Origin of the sequence: Amycolatopsis sp. CFH S0740 (genome assembly GCF_004522315.1) — a bacterium.
Lineage (GTDB): Bacteria > Actinomycetota > Actinomycetes > Mycobacteriales > Pseudonocardiaceae > Amycolatopsis > Amycolatopsis nivea.
Window position 1 is genome coordinate 597,673 of sequence record NZ_SDLS01000001.1, and the last position, 17,199, is coordinate 614,871.

General features: G+C 71.7%; 16 protein-coding genes and 1 pseudogene. 5 read left to right on the forward strand and 12 right to left on the reverse strand.

The window, feature by feature from the left end:
* Positions 1-31: 31 nt before the first annotated feature.
* Positions 32-775, reverse strand: a complete 744-nt coding sequence (locus EIZ45_RS02950) for a hypothetical protein (protein ID WP_043838714.1) — start codon at positions 773-775, stop codon at positions 32-34.
* 27 nt (positions 776-802) lie between these two features.
* On the reverse strand, positions 803-1,489 hold the full coding sequence (locus EIZ45_RS02955; protein WP_037806136.1) for a TetR/AcrR family transcriptional regulator: 687 nt from the start codon (positions 1,487-1,489) through the stop codon (positions 803-805).
* Between the two features lie 83 nt (positions 1,490-1,572).
* Here EIZ45_RS02955 and EIZ45_RS02960 point away from each other — a divergent pair, with 83 nt between their 5' ends.
* Positions 1,573-2,709, forward strand: coding sequence for an NAD(P)/FAD-dependent oxidoreductase (locus EIZ45_RS02960; RefSeq protein ID WP_134662709.1), 1,137 nt, complete (start codon positions 1,573-1,575; stop codon positions 2,707-2,709).
* A gap of 4 nt (positions 2,710-2,713) precedes the next feature.
* Here EIZ45_RS02960 and EIZ45_RS02965 read toward each other — a convergent pair whose 3' ends face one another.
* Both EIZ45_RS02965 and EIZ45_RS02970 read right to left on the reverse strand, forming a co-directional pair.
* Positions 2,714-3,649 carry an AraC family transcriptional regulator gene (locus EIZ45_RS02965; RefSeq protein ID WP_037806139.1) on the reverse strand — a complete coding sequence of 312 codons (936 nt, stop codon included), beginning with the start codon at positions 3,647-3,649 and terminating at the stop codon, positions 2,714-2,716.
* Positions 3,650-4,288: 639 nt separating this feature from the next.
* The gene (locus tag EIZ45_RS02970; protein WP_037806141.1) at positions 4,289-5,128 is read right to left on the reverse strand and encodes an alpha/beta fold hydrolase; all 840 of its coding nucleotides are present in this window, start codon (positions 5,126-5,128) and stop codon (positions 4,289-4,291) included.
* Between the two features lie 112 nt (positions 5,129-5,240).
* Here EIZ45_RS02970 and EIZ45_RS02975 point away from each other — a divergent pair, with 112 nt between their 5' ends.
* Positions 5,241-5,717, forward strand: a complete 477-nt coding sequence (locus EIZ45_RS02975) for a DUF1772 domain-containing protein (protein ID WP_167756324.1) — start codon at positions 5,241-5,243, stop codon at positions 5,715-5,717.
* A gap of 19 nt (positions 5,718-5,736) precedes the next feature.
* Here EIZ45_RS02975 and EIZ45_RS02980 read toward each other — a convergent pair whose 3' ends face one another.
* The 5 genes and pseudogenes from EIZ45_RS02980 to EIZ45_RS03000 form a co-directional block, all read right to left on the reverse strand.
* Positions 5,737-6,225 carry a GyrI-like domain-containing protein gene (locus EIZ45_RS02980; RefSeq protein WP_167756325.1) on the reverse strand — a complete coding sequence of 163 codons (489 nt, stop codon included), beginning with the start codon at positions 6,223-6,225 and terminating at the stop codon, positions 5,737-5,739.
* A gap of 31 nt (positions 6,226-6,256) precedes the next feature.
* On the reverse strand, positions 6,257-6,580 hold the full coding sequence (locus EIZ45_RS02985) for a YciI family protein (RefSeq protein WP_037806147.1): 324 nt from the start codon (positions 6,578-6,580) through the stop codon (positions 6,257-6,259).
* Positions 6,580-7,383: an alpha/beta fold hydrolase gene (locus EIZ45_RS02990; RefSeq protein WP_134662962.1), complete on the reverse strand. Its 804-nt coding sequence runs from the start codon at positions 7,381-7,383 to the stop codon at positions 6,580-6,582. The genes EIZ45_RS02985 and EIZ45_RS02990 overlap by 1 nt, the downstream gene beginning before the upstream one ends.
* 69 nt (positions 7,384-7,452) lie before the next feature.
* Positions 7,453-8,694: pseudogene (locus EIZ45_RS02995) on the reverse strand (RNA polymerase sigma factor); the annotation flags it as partial.
* Positions 8,695-8,780: 86 nt separating this feature from the next.
* Positions 8,781-9,530 carry a TetR/AcrR family transcriptional regulator gene (locus EIZ45_RS03000; protein WP_037806149.1) on the reverse strand — a complete coding sequence of 250 codons (750 nt, stop codon included), beginning with the start codon at positions 9,528-9,530 and terminating at the stop codon, positions 8,781-8,783.
* Positions 9,531-9,636: 106 nt separating this feature from the next.
* Here EIZ45_RS03000 and EIZ45_RS03005 point away from each other — a divergent pair, with 106 nt between their 5' ends.
* Entirely contained in the window at positions 9,637-12,105 is a 2,469-nt protein-coding gene (locus EIZ45_RS03005) for a DEAD/DEAH box helicase (RefSeq protein ID WP_240690613.1), read from the forward strand.
* Positions 12,102-12,749: an SWIM zinc finger family protein gene (locus EIZ45_RS03010; RefSeq protein ID WP_134662710.1), complete on the forward strand. Its 648-nt coding sequence runs from the start codon at positions 12,102-12,104 to the stop codon at positions 12,747-12,749. Before EIZ45_RS03005 ends, EIZ45_RS03010 begins: the two co-directional genes overlap by 4 nt.
* Before the next feature lie 715 nt (positions 12,750-13,464).
* Here EIZ45_RS03010 and EIZ45_RS03015 read toward each other — a convergent pair.
* The 3 genes from EIZ45_RS03015 to EIZ45_RS03025 form a co-directional block, all read right to left on the reverse strand.
* Positions 13,465-14,199: an SDR family NAD(P)-dependent oxidoreductase gene (locus EIZ45_RS03015; RefSeq protein WP_134662711.1), complete on the reverse strand. Its 735-nt coding sequence runs from the start codon at positions 14,197-14,199 to the stop codon at positions 13,465-13,467.
* A gap of 141 nt (positions 14,200-14,340) precedes the next feature.
* Positions 14,341-14,937: a TetR/AcrR family transcriptional regulator gene (locus EIZ45_RS03020; protein WP_134662712.1), complete on the reverse strand. Its 597-nt coding sequence runs from the start codon at positions 14,935-14,937 to the stop codon at positions 14,341-14,343.
* Between the two features lie 45 nt (positions 14,938-14,982).
* Positions 14,983-15,573 (reverse strand): TetR/AcrR family transcriptional regulator, encoded by a 591-nt coding sequence (locus tag EIZ45_RS03025; RefSeq protein ID WP_134662713.1) that lies wholly within the window; start codon positions 15,571-15,573, stop codon positions 14,983-14,985.
* Positions 15,574-15,676: 103 nt separating this feature from the next.
* Between EIZ45_RS03025 and EIZ45_RS03030 the strand changes: the two genes are divergently transcribed.
* Positions 15,677-17,188 (forward strand): CocE/NonD family hydrolase, encoded by a 1,512-nt coding sequence (locus EIZ45_RS03030; RefSeq protein WP_134662714.1) that lies wholly within the window; start codon positions 15,677-15,679, stop codon positions 17,186-17,188.
* The last annotated feature ends 11 nt before the right edge of the window (positions 17,189-17,199 follow it).

Consider the following 17,199-nt stretch of genomic DNA (forward strand, 5'->3'; position numbering starts at 1 on the left):
TGCAAGCACTAGCCTGGTGCCGCGGCAGCGGTCAGGCCTCGATGAACGGCTCGGTGCACAAGGTGCAGGTGATCGGCCCCAGTTCCAGGATCGACCGGGCCGCGCGGATCCGGCGCGGGGGTTCGCACCGGCAGATCGCCGCGACGTAGTTCGGTCCGCCGCGGTGCGCGCCGCGGCCGTCGACCGGGGCGATCACCACCGGCGGCGCGAGCGGTTCGGCGATCTCGTCCGGCGTTTCCGGGTCGTCCGGCGGGGCCGCGACGGCGCGGCGGGCGACCTCCTGTTCGGTGTGCCGCCACACGGTCAGCGCGGCTTCGAGCCGGGACAGTTCTCCTTGGTACGCCTCGAGAGTCGCGGGCAGCGCGGTGGTGGAGGACCAGCCGATCCGGTCCGCCTGTTCGGCGCGCAGGCCGAGTTCGGCGGCGAGCGCGGCGAAGCGTTTGTTGTGGTAACGGCCGTCGCTGACGTCGACGATGTCGCGGGTGGCGGCGAGTCCGTGCGCGGCTTCGTGGAGCGTGGTGGAGAGGATTTCCGCCGCGCTGCGCCGGAGGCCTTCGGCGCCGAGGAAGAACTCGGCGCGCGGTTCGACGCCGTCGCCGACGTGCCAGCGGGACCGCGCGAAGTGGCCGTGGATTTCGGTGGTGGTGCCCATCGTTCCCGACGCCAGCACCAGGATCGCTTCGGGAACGTCCGCGTGCCGCCGCCGGATCTCGGCCCAGAGCTGTTCCATCGCATGCATGACACGGGTCGTGGGCCCCAGTGCGGCGGTGTCCATGCGCCTATCTTGCCGCTTAAGCGGTAACTAGCTGAGGGCGAGTCCGGCAAGCACGCGCTCGAGGCCGGCCGCGAAGACGGCGTCGCCGTCCGGGTGCACGGCGTCGCGGGCGGTGCGGAACAGGGTGGGGTAGCGGCCGGTGTCGAACATCCGCTTCAGATACGGCGCGGCGGCGCGGTGCCAGCCTTCCTCGTCGAGGCCGGTGTCGCTGATGAGCCGCCGTTCGCGGATCTCGCTGCGGACCGCACCGGTGACGTAGGAGTGCACGGTGAAGACCGTGATCACGGCGTCCTCGATCGGGCCCGGACCGGCCGCGGCGGCGAGCGATGCCTCCAGGTACGCGAGCGCGTTCGGGCCAAGGCCGGGGCGTCCGCCGATCAGGTCCGCGAACCATTCGTGCCGCTGGACGGCGGCGCGGCAGCCGTGGGCGAGCGCGCGCAGCGCGGCCACGCCTTCGGTGTCCGGGTCGGGCAGCGGGATCTCGCCGTAGACGGCGTCGGTCATCAGGTCGAGCAGTTCTTCTTTGGTGTCGAGGTAGCCGTAGAGCCGCATCGGCCCGGCGCCGAGCGCGGCGGCGACTTTGCGCAGCGACACCGCTTCCAGCCCGCCTTCGTCGGCGAGCGCGCAGGCGGTCTCGACGATGCGGGCGCGGCTCAACGGCGCCGGCGCCGCGCGCGCCGGCGGTTCGGGCCGTTCCCACACCAGTTCGTCCATGCTCGCTCCTTTTCGGGTGACAGTACCGGGGCGGTTCCGATACGGTGTATTTGGTCAATACAGTGTATCGAGGGGATGTCATCATGCGAATCGTGATCGCCGGGGGCGGGCTCGGCGGGCTGACGTGTGCGCGGGTGCTGCACGCGCACGGGATCGACGCCGTGGTCTGCGAACGCGATGCCAGCAGGGAAGCGCGAGTCCAAGGCGGCACGCTCGACCTGACCGTCGCCGAGGGTCAGTGGGCGCTGCGCGAGGCCGGACTGGAGGCCGGTTACCGCGCGATCGCCCGTCCGGAGGGCCAGGACATGGTCCTGTACGACTCCGCGGGAACCTTGCTGCGGCGGGAAGTCACCCCGGACGAGGGGGAAGAACGCTGGGGCCGTCCCGAGGCGGACCGCCCCGCGCTGCGGAAACTGCTGCTCGACGCGCTTCCGGAAGAGACTGTCCACTGGGGACACGCGGTGACGCACGCGGAGCCGCTCGGCGACGGACGCCACCGCGTCCACCTGTCCGGCGGCGAAACCCTGGACTGCGATTTCCTGATCGGCGCGGACGGCGCCCGGTCGAGGATCCGGCCGCTGCTGACCGACGCGGAACCGGCGTACTGCGGCGCGCACGGGATGGAGCTGGTCATCCACGACGCGGACCGGGCGCACCCGGCTGCTTCGGCGCTCGTCGGGCGCGGCGGGTTTTCCGCGATCGGGGATCAGCAGACGCTTTCCGCGCAGCGCAACGGAGACGGCACCATCCGGGTCCATCTGACGCTGCGGTGCAGCGAGGACTGGATGGAGTCGTCGGGGATCCCGTTCGACGACCCGGATCGCGCTCGCACCGCGCTGAAGGAGCTCTACGCCGGGTGGCCGGCGGAATTCCTGGCGCTGGTGGATGCCACGTCGGGGCCGCTGCTGGCGTATCCGTTGACCGCGCTGCCAGTCGGGGTGCGCTGGGAGAGCACGCCTGGCGTGACGCTGATCGGGGACGCGGCGCACCTGATGTCGCCGTTCGCCGGGCAGGGCGCGAACCTCGCGATGCGCGACGGCGCCGAGCTTGCGCTGGTTCTCGCTGAAGGCGGCGATGTGCGGAAGTTCGAGCAGGTCATGCTCGAACGCGCCGAGCCGGCGGCGCGGATGTCGGCGGACAACCTGGAGCTGTTCCTGTCCGACGGCGCGGCGGAGAAGGTGCGGCACCTGTTCGCGAAGATGTTCGGGGAGGAGGACTGACGCTTCAGGCAGGTTCGCGCAGACGGTAGTGCTGCGGGCTGCGCCCGTACTCCCGTTTGAACGCGGCGCTCAGCGTGAAGGGGCTGCGGTAGCCGACCTGCCGGGCGATGGCGGTGAGCGTCGCGTCCGGGTGCTGGCGCAGGAGGTCGGCGGCGAGGGCGAGTCGCCAGGTGGCGAGGTAGGTCATCGGCGGTTCGCCGACCGCGTCGGTGAACCGCCTGGCGAGCGCGGCGCGGGAAACGCCGGTCGCGCTCGCGAGACCGGCGACGGTCCACGGGTGTTCGGGCTGGTCCTGCAGCAATCGCAGGGCCTGCCCGGCCACCGGGTCGCCGTGCGCGCGGTACCAGGCGGGCGCGGCCGGGCGGTCGAGCCATTCCCGCAGGACGCGGACGAGCAGGAGGTCCAGCACCCGGTCCAGGACGGCTTCCTGCCCGGGGACGTCGCGTTCGATCTCGTCGGCGAGCATCGCGACGAGCGGATCCGGGCTGGTTCCGGCCCGGGCGGTGACGACGCTCGGCACGGCGGCGAGCAGGCGGCGCGAAACCTCGCCGACCGTCGGGTAGGTGCCGGTGAGCAGCACGGTCGGACCGTCGGGGTCGCCGCCCCAGGTGCGGACGCCGAACTCGGTCAGGTCGGTGAGATGCCCGCCGTCGGGCGTGACGCACTCCTGCCCCGGCCGGATCACGGCCTGCGGCGGCGTCCCCGGTTCGTCGGCGACGAGGTAGGGATCGGGCCCCCGGACGACGGCCACGTCGCCGGTGCCCAGCCGGACGGCTTCGGCGTTGTCGGGCACGAGCCAGGCATCGCCGCGGACGACGGCGAGCACGGTCAGCGGCGCTTCGTCCTCGATCCGCAACGACCACGGCGGGCGCAGCACGGACCGGAGCAGGAACGCGCCGTGCGCACGGGGTCCTTCGAGCAACGCGGTGAGCGGGTCCACCTGGCCGAGACTAGCGCCGCGGAAAGGGAAAACTTCGTGTTTTCGCGGGTTCCCTTGCCGCGGCGCGCTTTCTTCTGCCCGGCCGCGCTGATCGCAGTCCCGAGCACTGGGCCAGCGTCGAGGAAGTCCGCTGTTCCCGCTCACCGGCCGCGGCGTTGCGGGCGGTGGGACAGGGGCGAGGAAGCCCGCTGTTCCGGCTCACCGGCCGCGGTGTTGTGGGCGATGGGGCAGGGGCGAGGAAGCCCGCTATTTTCCGGTTCCTCGACCGCGCCGACAGACGTTGCGGGCGTCGGGTCGGTTGCCTCCCCGACTGCACAGACCGCCGTAGTGAGCGAGCGCAGCCCAGTGTCGAGGAAGTCCGCTATTCCCCCTCCGATCGCGCAGGCGGCCGTCGCAGTCGGGCTGTTTCCGCCTCCCGACGGCGCAGACAGCCGTACCAAGTGCTGCCCGAGTGTCGACGAGGTCCGTTGTTTCCTCATCCCTGGCCGCGCCGACCTGCCGCTCCGAGCGCTGGCCCGGTGCCGAGGAAGTCCGCTATCTGCGCGCTGCCAAAGAGTTCCCGCGAGGCTCAGCGTTCGCAGTGCCGGACAACTGTCGAGCTGGCCCGGTCGTGGCTGGGAATCAGTCCGGCGCTCGGCGTCAGGCGGCGAGCATCGCTGCGGCGACCTCTTCGGCGGCAACGTCCGGAATCGCGCTCGCGGCGTCTTCCAGGACGACCAGCCGTGCGCCGGGGATCTCGCGGGCGAGCGCTTCGCCGTTGCCCACCGGGAAGAACACGTCCCGGCGGCCGTGCAGCACCACCGTCGGGAGCGCGATTTCCGGCAGGCGTTCGCGCCAGCGCGGCGTGCAGTCCAGTTTGGAAAACACCATGCCGAGGTGGTTGGCCATCTGCACGGCGGGCTCCGCGCTGGCCGCACGGTCGAAGATGCGGGCCGCCACGGTTCGGGCCGCGTCGGGGTCGTTGCCGAGGACTTTGGCGCTGGCGGCGGCCCGGTCGGTGACGGCGGCGCGGTCCGACCAGTCCGGCATCGGCAGCGAGAACAGTTCGCGCATGGCTTTCTTGTCGTGATCGGGCAGGTCCGCGTCGACCGGACCGGGGGCGACGGGGCGCGTTCCGCAGAGCGTGAGTGCGGAGAAAGCCTCCGGGTGGTCGAGGGCGGCGACTTGGGCGACCATCCCGCCGACGCCGATGCCGGCCAGGTGAGCTGGCCGGTCGTCGAGTTCTCGGGCGAGCGCGGCGGCGTCGGCGGCGAGGTCGCGCAGGGTGTAGGCCGGGGCGTTCGGGTCGATCGTGGTCGAGGTGCCTGCGTCACGGAGGTCGTAGCGAACGACGTGCCGTCCGCCGCGGGCAAGGGCTTCGCACACGGCGTCGGGCCAGGACAGCATCGTGGTGCCGCCAGCGAGCAGGACCAGCGGCGCGGCCGGGTCGCCGAAGTGCTCGGCGCCGAGCGTGACGCCGTTGGGGAGCGAGTGCTGCATGGGGTCTCCTAGCGAGACGATGACGCATGGCTCCGAGCGGATAACCGATGGATCGTCTCGCGGTCTGCGGGTTGACTGGGGTGCGTTGGGGGACAAGACGAAAGGCAAGACGATGGTGATCGTTTCCAAGGCGGCGCTCGTGGCGGCGGTGGTCGCGGCAGGCTTGATCGCGGGGTTGTTCTACGCGTACACGGTGTCGGTGATGCCGGGCCTCGCCCATGCCGACGACCACACGTTCGTGACCGCGATGCGCCGGATCAACGAGGCGATCCTCAACGGCTGGTTCATGCTGTCGTTCCTGGGCGCGCCGCTGCTCGCCGTCGCGGCCGTGGTGCTGCACTTCACCAGCGGCGCGCGAGGCGGGTTGCCCTGGCTCATCGCAGGTGCCGTGCTGTTGGTGGCGATGGTGGTGGTGACCGGCGCCATCAACGTGCCGATGAACAACGCCCTCGCCGCGGACACGGTCGACTTCGCCGCGCTGCGGGCCCAGTTCGAGGAGCCGTGGGTGCGGTGGAACCTGGTCCGCACGGTGCTGTCCGCGGCCGGATTCGGGTGCCTGGTCGGTGCGGTGGTGTCCCGGGGCGCGTGACCCCGGGACGCCGGGGAGGTCAGTCGGCGAGCCGGAAGCAGAGGTCGGTGTCCCAGTTGTTCGCGTCCGGCTCGATCTGCGGGTTGGTGCGGTAGATCTCGAGACGCGCGACCCAGTGCTCGCCGTCGGCCTCGACGGTGCGGTCCCAGCGCACGTCCTCCTTTTCGCCCCAAGCGAGGAGGTCGGCGGTGGCGGCGAAGAGGCCGCTGGGCGCTCCGTGGTGGGTGGCCTGTGCGTATTTCCCGGCGGGCAGGACGTCGTTGAAGTATTCGTCGCCGAGGTCGAGCGGTTCGGTGACCGGGACGCCGACCTCGACGGTGACGGTCTCCATGTCCGAGCCGAGCACCAGGTACCGGAAGAACGGCGCGCAGGCGGGTTCGAGGCCGCGTTCGGCGAGGGCGCCGATGATCGCGGCGATCCGGTGCGCGACCTCGGCCATGCCGTCGGGGCCGACCGTCGCGCGGTAGCCGACGTAGCGCTGTTCGTTTCTGTCCACAATGGAGGGCAAGGGGGTTCCTTTCCGGGAGCGGGTGCGGGCGTCAGCCGAGCAGCGGGCGTACTTCGATGGTGCCGTAGGTGGCGGCCGGGTGCCGGGACGCGTGGTCGACGGCCTCGTCGAGATCGGCGCATTCGAGCACGGCGTAGCCGCCGATTTGGTCTTTGGTCTCGGCGAACGGCCCGTCGGTGAGCAGGACCTCGCCGTCGCGCACGCGGACCGTGGTGGCTGTCGCGGGCGGGTGCAGTCCGCCGCCGCCGACGAGGATGCCGCGCTGGAGCAGGTCCTCGGACCAGCCGCCGCAGCCGATCGCGAGCTGTTCGGGGGTCGGCTCTTCGGAGCCGGCGATCATCAGCAGGTAGCGCATCAGTTCTCCTCGTTGAGGGTTTCGGCGAGGCGGGCGGCGAACGCCTCGGGTTCGGCGGCGAAACCGCCGTGGTCGCCCGGGAACCGGACCGGCTCGCTGCCCAGCGCCCGGGCCAGGCCGACACCCGCCTCGTACGCCGGGGTCCCGACCGCCTCGCCGACCGCGACGACGATCCTGGTGTCCCCAGCGGCGAGCGCTTCGAGATCGGGTTCCCACGCGCCGATAGCGCCCATCAGCTTGCCGAAGAACACCTCGAAGTTGCCGCGCATCTGCTTGCCCTGCTCGATTTCCTCGGCGGTGGGGTGCTCGGGCGGCGGCGGGATCTCGAAGCCGCTGGCGGCCATGAACGCTCCAATCGCCGCGTCGACGCCCTGCTCCCGGTAGATCGCCGGGATGTCCGGGAAATCGGCCAGCAGGTCGCCGAGGTAGCGGCTGACCGGCGGTTCGTGCGCGACGAGCGTCCGCACCGCGCCCGGGTAGCGCGCGGCGTGTTCGAGCATGGTGATCGCGCCGCCGCTGTTGGCCAGTACCGAAACCGGCCCGGCGTCGAGTTCGGCGAGCAGCCGCTGGACGTCCTCGGCGTGCTGGCCGACCAGGTCGTCGTCGAGATCGGTGGTGCGGCTGCGGGAGATCCCGCGCGGGTCGAAGGTGACGACGGTGTAGCGGTCGGCGAGGCACGGGCGCAGTGCGGCGAACCCGGTGGCGTCCGCGGGCCCGCCGGGCACCAGGAGCAGCAGCGGCCCGGAACCGGCGACGTCGTAGTGGATCTGCGCGCCGGGTGCGCTGAGGGTCTTGGTGATCATGACTGTCCTTCCGGAGTCGGTTCTGCCCTCCCGACGAACGGACGAGGCGGAGACAGACACCTCCGGCGAAGAAATTTCCGAAAGTCTTCTCCGGAGGTAGCTGCGTTCGGCTCCGGTGGGGGCCAAGGCGAGCGCTTCGGTGTACGCGACCTGGGCTTCTTCGGTGCGGCCGAGCCTGCGGAGGAAGTCCGCGCGGGTGGCGGGCAGCAGGTGGTAGCCCGTCAGGTCTTCGGCCAGCCTGTCGGCGAGGGCGAGCCCGGCTTCGGGCCCGACGGCCATGCCGACCGCGACGGCGCGGTTGAGTTCGACCACCGGACCCGGCCGGTAACGCCGCAGCTGGAGATAGAGCCCGGCGATCTGCGCCCAGTCGGTGTCTTCGGCGCGCGCGGCACTGGCGTGGCACGCGGCGATCGCGGCCTGCACTTGGTACGGCCCGGGGCTGCGCCGTCGCAACGCACTTTCCAGCAGCGCGGTGCCTTCGGCGATCGCCGCGGCGTCCCACTGGCTGCGGTCTTGTTCCTCGAGCGGGATCAATTCGCCGTCGGGGCTGTTCCGCGTGCTGCGGCGGGCGTGTTGGAGCAGGAGCAGCGCGAGCAGGCCGGTGGCTTCGGATTCGTCCGGCATCAGGGAATGCAGCAGCCGGGCCAGCCGGATCGCTTCGACCGCCAGATCGGGACGCTGGAGGTCGTCGCCTTCGCTGGCCGAGTACCCCTCGTTGAACAGCAGGTACAGCACGCCGAGCACCGCGGCGGTGCGCTCGGGCAGCAGGTGCGCGGGCGGCACCCGGTACGGGATCCCGGCGGCGCGGATCTTGCGTTTCACCCGGACGAGGCGCTGCGACATCGTCGACTCGGACACGAGGAACGCGCGGGCGATCTCGGCGGTGCTGAGCCCGACGAGCGTGCGCAGCGCGAGCGCCACCTGCGCTTCGAACGCGAGCGCGGGATGGCAGCAGGTGAAGATGAGCCGGAGCCGGTCGTCTTCCACCATGTTCTGTCCACTGTGGACGGCTGCCGGTTCGTCCGGGACGGCCAGCAGCGCGGCCTCCCGGAGTTTGTCCGCTCCCGCCGACGCGCGGCGGAGCCGGTCGACGGCACGGTTGCGGGCGGCGGTGGTGAGCCACGCGCCGGGGCGGTCCGGAACGCCGTCGCGCGGCCAGGTGCGCACGGCGAGCGCGAACGCGTCCTGGGCGCATTCCTCGGCCAGGTCCCAGTCGCCGGTGACGCGGATGAGCGTGGCCACGACGGAGCTCCACTCGTCGCGGAACGCCTGCGCGACCGCGGCTTCGGCCGCGTCGTGCTGCCCGGTCACTGCGTGCCCCTCCCTATGCGGGCCGGCGAACGGATTCCGCCGGCACTGTCCGAACGGTAAACCGGGGCGCCGACAATTTCGCGCGGTCAGGCTCCGGCGAGCTGGCCGATCCCGTCGAGGATGCGCTCGAGCCCGAACCGGAAATGGTGCTCGGGATCCGAAGATCCGCCGTAGGTCTGCCCGGCGGTGGTGCCGACCCGGCTCGCGCGCGGGAAGTGCACCGGATCAGCCGCCGGGATTTCCGCCAGCACCGGCGCGGAACGGTTCCACCAGTCGACGTCGCTCAACCCGCTGCGCCGGGCGGCGCGGGTCGCGTCCACCGAACCGCGCGCCGCGCCGGCGACCAGTCCGTTGAGCAGGCTGACGATCGCGTCGAGCTGGACGTCGTCGAGGTCGAGTTCGTCCATCGCGGCGAGTTCGCGCTCGTATTTGGCGAAGGTGTGCGGGCCCAGCGTCGGGCGGCCTACGCGGATCTCCAGCAGCCACGGATGCCGGTGGTAGAGCCGCCACAGGTCCTCGGCGACCGCGGCGAGCCCGGCCCGCCAGCCCTCCGGCAGCTCCCCGGGGAGCTCGCCGTGCGCGTGGTCAAGCATCAGCTCCAGCAGCTCGTCGCGGCCGGGCACGTAGGTGTAGAGCGACATCGTGGCGACGCCGAGGTCGTCGGCGATCCGGCGCATGGTGACCGCGTCCAGTCCTTCCGCGTCCGCGACCCGGATCCCGGCGGACACCACGTGCTCGACCGACAGCTTCGGCTTCGGGCCGCGGCGCGGGGGACCCGGCACGCCCCACAGCAGTTCGATGGCCCGCCGCGGATCGCCCGGTTCCTCGGTGTCCATATCGCTCCTTGTACGCAGTACAGAGTTTTCCGGTAGACTATCCCGGAGAGGCCAGCCAGGGGAGGGCGGAGCGCTGAATTCAGTAGTGGTGGAGCCGGGCCGGGTCGTGTTCTGGAGACCGGACGGCGCGGAGCCGGACGGTCCCGGGGCGCCCGGGACCGTCGAGGTCGTGCTGCCGGACGGGGTGCGCACGGTGCCCGCGCTGCGGTTGCCGACCGCGGACGCGGTGCCCGTGCTGCGGCCGCTGGCCGGTCCGTCGGCGAGGTTCTGGGCGCTGGCCGCCGAGGCCGCGGAACGGCTCGCGTCGGCCGGGTGGACCGGGGCGCTCGACCCCGACGAGGAAGCTTGGCTGCGCCGGCTCGCCGATGCGATGCCGCCGCACGCGCACGCGACGCCGATCCCAGGCGACCCGGCGCGGTTGCCGGAGCCGTATCCGCTGCTGATGCGGTTCCTCGGCGACGTCGCCGGAGTGGAGCCCGCGCTGCGGGTGTCGCTGCGGATCGAGTCCGACGACCTGGCGGGCGGCCGGTTCCGCGCGGTCGTCCAGGTGCACGGCGGGACCGAACCGCTGGTGGACGCGGAAGAACTGTGGCGCACCGGCAGCCAGGAGGCGCGGCACGAGGTCCTGCTGGCCTTGCGGCACGGAGCCGAGGTGTGGCCCGCGCTGGCTCCGCTGCTGTCGGCGGCGGTTCCGTCGTCGGTCGCGCTGGGAGACCGCGAGATCGCCGAACTGCTCGCGGGCGCGCTCGACGCCGCGGAGCTGGCGGTGCACTGGCCCGCGGAGCTCACCGGGCTGGCCGCGCGAGCGGTCGTCCGGCCGGGCGACGCGCCGTCGGACGCGCGGTCGTTCTTCGGCGGCGACCGGGTGCTGCAGTTCGACTGGCAGCTCGCGCTCGGCGAAAGCGAGCTGAGCGTCGCGGAACTCGACGCGCTCGCCGAGGCCCAGCGTCCGGTCGTGCGGCTGCGGGACCGATGGGTGCTGCTGGACCGCACGACCGCAGACCGCGCCCGGGACCGCACGCTCAAGCCGCTCACCGCGATCGAGGCGCTGGGCGTCGCGCTCACCGGACGCACCGAGGTCGACGGCGAGCAGGTGGAGGTCCGCACCGACGGCTGGCTGGAGGAGCTGCGCGAGCGGCTGTCGGCCGATCCGGCGCCGGTGCCGCAGCCGGCCGGGCTGGCCGCGACCCTGCGCGACTACCAGCTGCGCGGCCTGCAGTGGCTCGACACCGTCACCGGCCTCGGCCTCGGCTGCTGTCTCGCCGACGACATGGGGCTCGGCAAGACCGTCACGCTCATCGCCCTGCACCTGCACCGCGGCGCCGGTCCGACGCTGGTCGTGTGCCCGGCTTCGCTGCTGGGCACGTGGGAAACCGAGATCCGCCGGTTCGCGCCCGGCACGCCGGTGCGCCGGTTCCACGGCACGGCGCGGTCGCTGGAGGATCTCGGCGGCGGGTTCGTCCTCACCACCTACGGCACGCTGCGCACCGATCCCGCGCCGCTGGCCGCGGTGAGCTGGGATCTGCTGGTCGCCGACGAGGCCCAGCACGTGAAGAACCACCGTTCCGACACGGCGAAAGCGTTGCGGCTGCTGCCTTCCGCGGCGAAGGTCGCGCTCACCGGCACGCCGGTGGAGAACACGCTCACCGAACTGTGGGCGATCCTCGACTGGACCACGCCCGGCCTGCTCGGCCCGCTCGCCGAGTTCCGCAGGCACTGGGGGAAGCCGGTCGAATCCGGGGCCGATCCGGCGGTCGCCGAGCAGCTGTCCCGGCTGCTGCGGCCGTTCCTGTTGCGCCGCCGCAAATCCGACCCGGGCATCGCGCCCGAGTTGCCCGCCAAGACCGAGACCGATCGGCCGGTGTCGCTCACCGCCGAGCAGGCCGCGCTGTACGAGGCGACCGTGCGCGAGCTGATGGCGGACATCTCCGCGAGCGACGGCATGGCCCGCCGCGGCCGCGTGGTCAAGCTGCTCACCGCGCTCAAGCAGATCTGCAACCATCCCGCGCAGTTCCTCGGCGAACCCGAGGACAGCCCGCTCGCCGGGCGGTCCGGCAAGCTCGAGCTGCTCGACGAACTGCTCGACACGATCCTCGCCGAGGACGGCGCGGTGCTGGTGTTCACTCAGTACGTGGTGATGGCGCGGCTGCTCGAACGGCACCTCGCCGCACGCGGCGTCCCCTCGCAGCTGCTGCACGGCGGCACCCCGGTCGCCCGGCGCGAGGAGTTGGTCCGCGGTTTCCAGAACGGCGACGTGCCGGTGTTCCTGTTGTCGCTCAAGGCCGCGGGCACCGGGCTCACCCTCACGCGGGCCGACCACGTCGTGCACTACGACCGGTGGTGGAACCCGGCGGTCGAGGACCAGGCGACCGACCGCGCGTACCGGATCGGGCAGACGCGGCCGGTGCAGGTCCACCGTTTGGTCGCGGAAGGCACCGTCGAGGACCGGATCGCGGTGATGCTGCGGGAGAAACGCGCGCTCGCCGACGCGGTGCTCGCCTCGGGCGAGGCCGCGCTCACCGAACTCACCGACGCCGAACTGGCCGAGCTCGTCACCCTCCGGAGGCAGCGATGACCGACCGGGTCCGCGGATTTCCCGCGTTCCCCGCCCGCCCCGGCCGCGGCCCGTTCGCCCGCACCTGGTGGGGCCGCGCGTGGCTGCAGGCGATGGAGGACACCGCGCTCGACCTGCGGCAGCTGAAGAAAGGCAGGAGCTACGCCGCGGCAGGCCTGGTCGGCCCGATCACGGTCAGCCCCGGCCTCATCACCGCGACCACCGAGGACGCCGACGACGGCCCGTACCGCACCGGCGTGCACCTGGCCGAACTGTCCACAACGGACTGGGAACTGCTGCTCGACCGCGCCGCCGACCACTCCGGCCACCTAGCCGCACTGCTCGACCGGCACCTGCCGCCGGAGCTGGCCGAGGTCGTCCCGCTGCTGCCCGGCATCGGCGACCTCGACCCGGACTGCGACTGCCCCGGCTGGGAGCTCCCGTGCCGGCACGCCGCCGCCCTGTCGTTCCAGGTCGCGTGGCTGCTCGACGCGGACCCGTTCCTGCTCCTGCTCGCCCGCGGCCGGACCGAACAGGAAATCCTCGACGAACTCGGCCGCCGCACCGCCACCCGCGTCACCACCGGGGTGCTGGCCGCGGACGTGTATGCCCGGGAGGTGCCGCCGCTGCCGGATCTCGCGGAGTTCACGCCGCGCGTGCGGTGATCCGCGCTCGCGCGCCCCGGGGTGTCGCCGCCGGGCCTTGCGGAGTTCACGTTGCGCGTGCGGTGATCGGCACTCGTGCGCGGCAGGGCACCTCCGCTGCTGGACCTTGTGGAGTTCACGTCGCGCGTGCGGTGACCCGCGCTCGTGCACGCCGGGGTGTCGCCGCTGCCGGACGTTGCGGAGCTCGTCCCGGTCGTGCGGTGACCGGCGCTCGTGCGCGGCCGGGTGTGTGCAGCGCTCGGCGGGATCGGGCGGATTGGCTTTCGCCGCCGGGTCCCGCCGAGTTCACGCCGCCGTTCTGCCGAGCGTGTGCAGCCGGGTTGGTCGCATCGCTCGGCAAGACCGGTGGCTTTCGCTGCCGGAGTTCTCGCCGTCTTTCCGCCGACCTGCGCTCGCGCACAGCCGAGGGCACCCGCGGCACCCGTTAAGACCGGCGGCTTGGCCTTGCGCTGCCCGATTTCGCGGAATTCTCGCCGCGCGTCCGCTGACGAACGCTCGCGCACGGCCACGTGCGTGCAGCACTCGAACGCTCGGTGGTTTGGCTTTCATCGCCGAGCCTTGCAGAGTTCCCGCCAGACCCGCGCTCGCACGGAGCCTGCTTCCCTGCTGCGCTCGGCAAGACCGGACAGTTCGGCTCCGGCAGCGGTCGACGCCCGCTGCTTTCCTTGCCAGGCACCGAGTTCTCGCTCTGTCCCCGTGATGTTCTCGCGGGTGCTCACACCTGCGCGTAACCCCCGTCGGCAAAGAACTCGGCGCCATTGACATAGCTGGACGCATCCGAGGCAAGGAACGTCGTCACGGCGGCGATCTCCGCGGGTTCGGCGAGGCGACCCAGCGGTATCGCGCCTTCGGACTGCTTGAGCGCCTCGGACGGGACCAGTTCGAGAAGACCGGGCGTGCGCGTGCCGCCGGGGGACACGACGTTGACCCGGAACCCGTGCGTGCGCGAGCTGAGCGCCCAGCCCCGGGCGAGGTTGCGGATCGCGGCCTTCGATGCCGCGTAGACCTCGAGTCCCTGGCTGGGCCGGGTGGTGGCGGTCGAACCGGTGAGGATCACCGAGGCGTTCGGGCTCAGCAGCGGCAGCGCTTGCTGCAGGGTGAAGATCGTTCCCTTGACGTTGGTGGCGAACACCGAGTCGATCAGCTCCTCCGTCACCTCGCCGAGGGGAGCCGAGATCCCGATGCCTGCGTTGGCGACCAGCACGTCGATGCGACCGGCCTGCTCGCGCACGGTTCGGTACAACGCGTCGAGGTCCTCGAGCACCGAAGCGTCACAGACCACGCCCGTCACGGCAGGCCCGAGTTCGGCGACCGCGGCGTCGAGCGCGTCCTTGCGACGGCCGGTGATGAAGACCTTGGCGCCCTCGTCGCGGAACGCGCGCGCGGTCGCGAATCCGATGCCGGTGCTGCCTCCGGTGACCACGGCGATTTTGTCTGCCAAGACGGCCATGCCGCCCTCCTTCAAGGTTATTGACCGTAAGGTCCATAACTGTCGCAGATCTGGACCGAGCGGTCAATAACGAAGGCGGGAAGAGCATGCATGGACCTGGATGTGCCAGGCAGGCATCCGCGGCGAGAGCGGCGGTGCGGCTTACTGCGCCGGGACGGGCAGCAGCCGCTCGATAGTGGACTGGGCCGCCTTGGTGAGCGCGTCGACGTCCATGCCGGTACGCCCGAGCGCGGTCAGGCCGAGCTGGGCGACGAGCACCGCGCGGGCTGTCTCGGCAGGATCGGCGTCAGGGGAGAGGTCGCCTTCGCGCTGGGCGCGTTCCAGTGCCTCGGCAAGGATGTCCGTGATCGCGTCGTAGCTGCGACGCGCCTCAGCGGCCACGTCCGGAGTGCTGGCGGCCAGTTCGGCGTTGCTGTTGGCCAGCAAGCAACCTCGACGCGCGACCGCTCCGGTCGGGTCGACGGTCGGGCTGAGCAGAAACGCGCGCACCATGTCGATCCCGCGCGCCGCGGACGCCAGATTTTCGCGCAGCTTCAGCAGGTTCGCGTCGTCGTAGTCGCGCAGCACCCGCAGGAACAGGCTTCGCTTGTCGCCGAACGCCCCGTACAGGCTGCCTTTGCCGAGCCCGCTCGCGCGCAGCAGGTCATCCAGCGACGTCGCCGCGTAGCCCTTGTCCCAGAACTCGTCGCGGACAGCGAGCAACACGCGTTGCTCGTCGAACTCGCGGGGCCGGGCCATGCGCCGACCCTACTGGTTCTGGACCGTACGGGCCACAACGCTGACTCAGGCAGACGTGAGGAGCCCGTGGAGGAGCGCGTCGACGATGCGTGCGGGCAAGTCCGGTTCGAGCGGCTCACGGGTGAGCACGATCCTGAAGTGCAGCGGCGCGACAAGCATCTCCAGCACGAACCGCGGGTTGGTGCCCTCGGGCAGTTCTCCGCGTTCGACCGCCCGCGCGGCGATCTGGCCGGACTGGGCGTAGCGGGCGTCCCAGTACTGGTCGCGCAGCTGCTGGGTGGCCGGGTCGTCGCCGGCCGAGGCCAGGGTCCGGTCGAGGGCGTTGCCAGCGGGCGAGGTCAGGTATTTCGCGAGCGATGTGGCGTAGGCGATCAGGTCGTCGCGCACATTCCCGTTGTCGGGCACGGGAAGCTGTTTGGCGGCGTCGGCGAGCAGGGCGTCGATGACGAGGTTCTCGCGGGTGCCCCATCGCCGGAAGATCGAGGTCTCGTTGACCTGCGCGCGCCGCGCCACCTCGGACACCTTCAGTCCGGTCAGGCCGTGGTCCTGCAGGAGCTCGTTGGTCGCGTCGATGACGGCGGCGCGCACCCGTGCCGCGCGTCCGCCGGGGCGTCGCCGGACGTCCGAATCGTTCACGGGCAGCACTCTAATACAAGTCCGCTTGCTTTAGCGGGCGCCAGTCGCCATACTCCTTGACGCAAGCTGACTTGCTTTAACGGTCACCTCCTGGAGTACTGAGATGCGCATCGAACGGGACATCGAGGTCCCCGCCCGCACCGGCCCGCCGATCCTGGCCGACCTGTTCCTGCCCGACGACGAGGGCGCGTTTCCCGTGCTGGCGTCGATCAGCCCGTACGGCAAGGACGTCCACTGGCCGGACCGCTACCCGCTCTACGACCGCGTGCCGCAGAGCGAGCACATGGTCTGGGAGACCCCGGACCCCGAGTGGTGGACCGCCCGCGGTTACGCGGTGCTGCGCGCCGACACCCGTGGCACCGGCAAGTCGCCCGGGCGGATGGATCTGATGAGCCCGGGCGATTCCGAGGACTTCTACGACGTCGTCGAAAGGGCGGCCGGACAGCCGTGGTCCACCGGCAAGGTGGCGTCCAGCGGCATCTCGTGGCTCGCGATGATGGGCTGGCGGGTCGCGGAACTCCAGCCGCCGCACCTCGCCGCGGTCGTGGCCTGGGAAGGCGCGACCGACTTCTACCGCGACTTCATCTACCAGGGCGGCCTGTACGCCAACGGGTTCGTCGAGTTCTGGTGGGACCGCCAGATCACTCCCCAGCGCAACGGCGAGGACGGCGACGACTGGCGCGAGGTGCTCCCGCAGCGTCCCGTGCTCGACGACTACCACCAAGCGCGCATCGTCGACCTCGACCGGGTCACGGTGCCGGTGCTGTCGGCGGGCAACTGGGGCGCCCTGCATGTCCACCTGCGCGGCAACATCGAAGGCTGGGCCCGCGCGGCGTCGCGGGACAAGTGGCTCGTCGTGCACACCGGCACCCACATCGATCCCTACTACGCCGACTGGGCGCTGGATCTGCAGCTGCGCTTCCTCGACCGGTTCCTCAGAGACCAGCCCGACCGGATGGACGGCGTGCCCCCGGTACGGCTCGCGATCCGGCACGGGCGCGAGGTCGAATGGCGAGACGCCACGGACTTCCCGCTCCCGCAGACTCAGTGGCGCGAGCTCCACCTCGGCGAGGGAACCCTCGACTGGGACCCGCCCGCGGACGCCGCGACGGTGGCCTACCCCGCCAGCTTCGACACCGCCCCGGTGACCGATCCGCTGGAGCTGACCGGCCCGGTCGCGCTGCGCCTGTGGTTCAGCTCCGAGCAGGACGACCTCGACGTCTTCGCCCGGGTGCAGCACATCGGCGCGGACGGCGAGCCGATCCCGGGCGTCGGCCCCCAGGGCGGTCCGGTCCCGATGACGATGGGCTGGCTCAAGGCTTCCCACCGCGAGACCGATCCCGAACGGTCGCTGCCGCACCGGCCGTGGCACACCCATTCCCGCGAGATTCCCCTCGTGCCCGGCGAGCCGACCCTGCTCGAGGTCGAGATCTGGCCCACCAGCATCTCTCTCGCGCCGGGCGAGCGGCTGCGCCTCGAACTGGTCGTCGGCGACAGCGACCTCGGCTTCATGACGCACGACCGTCCCGATCTCGCCCGCCCGGCGACCGGCGCCGTCATCCACCTCGGCGGCGACCACGCCTCCCATCTGCTCGTCCCCGTCATCCCGCGCTGAGCGGCCGGAAG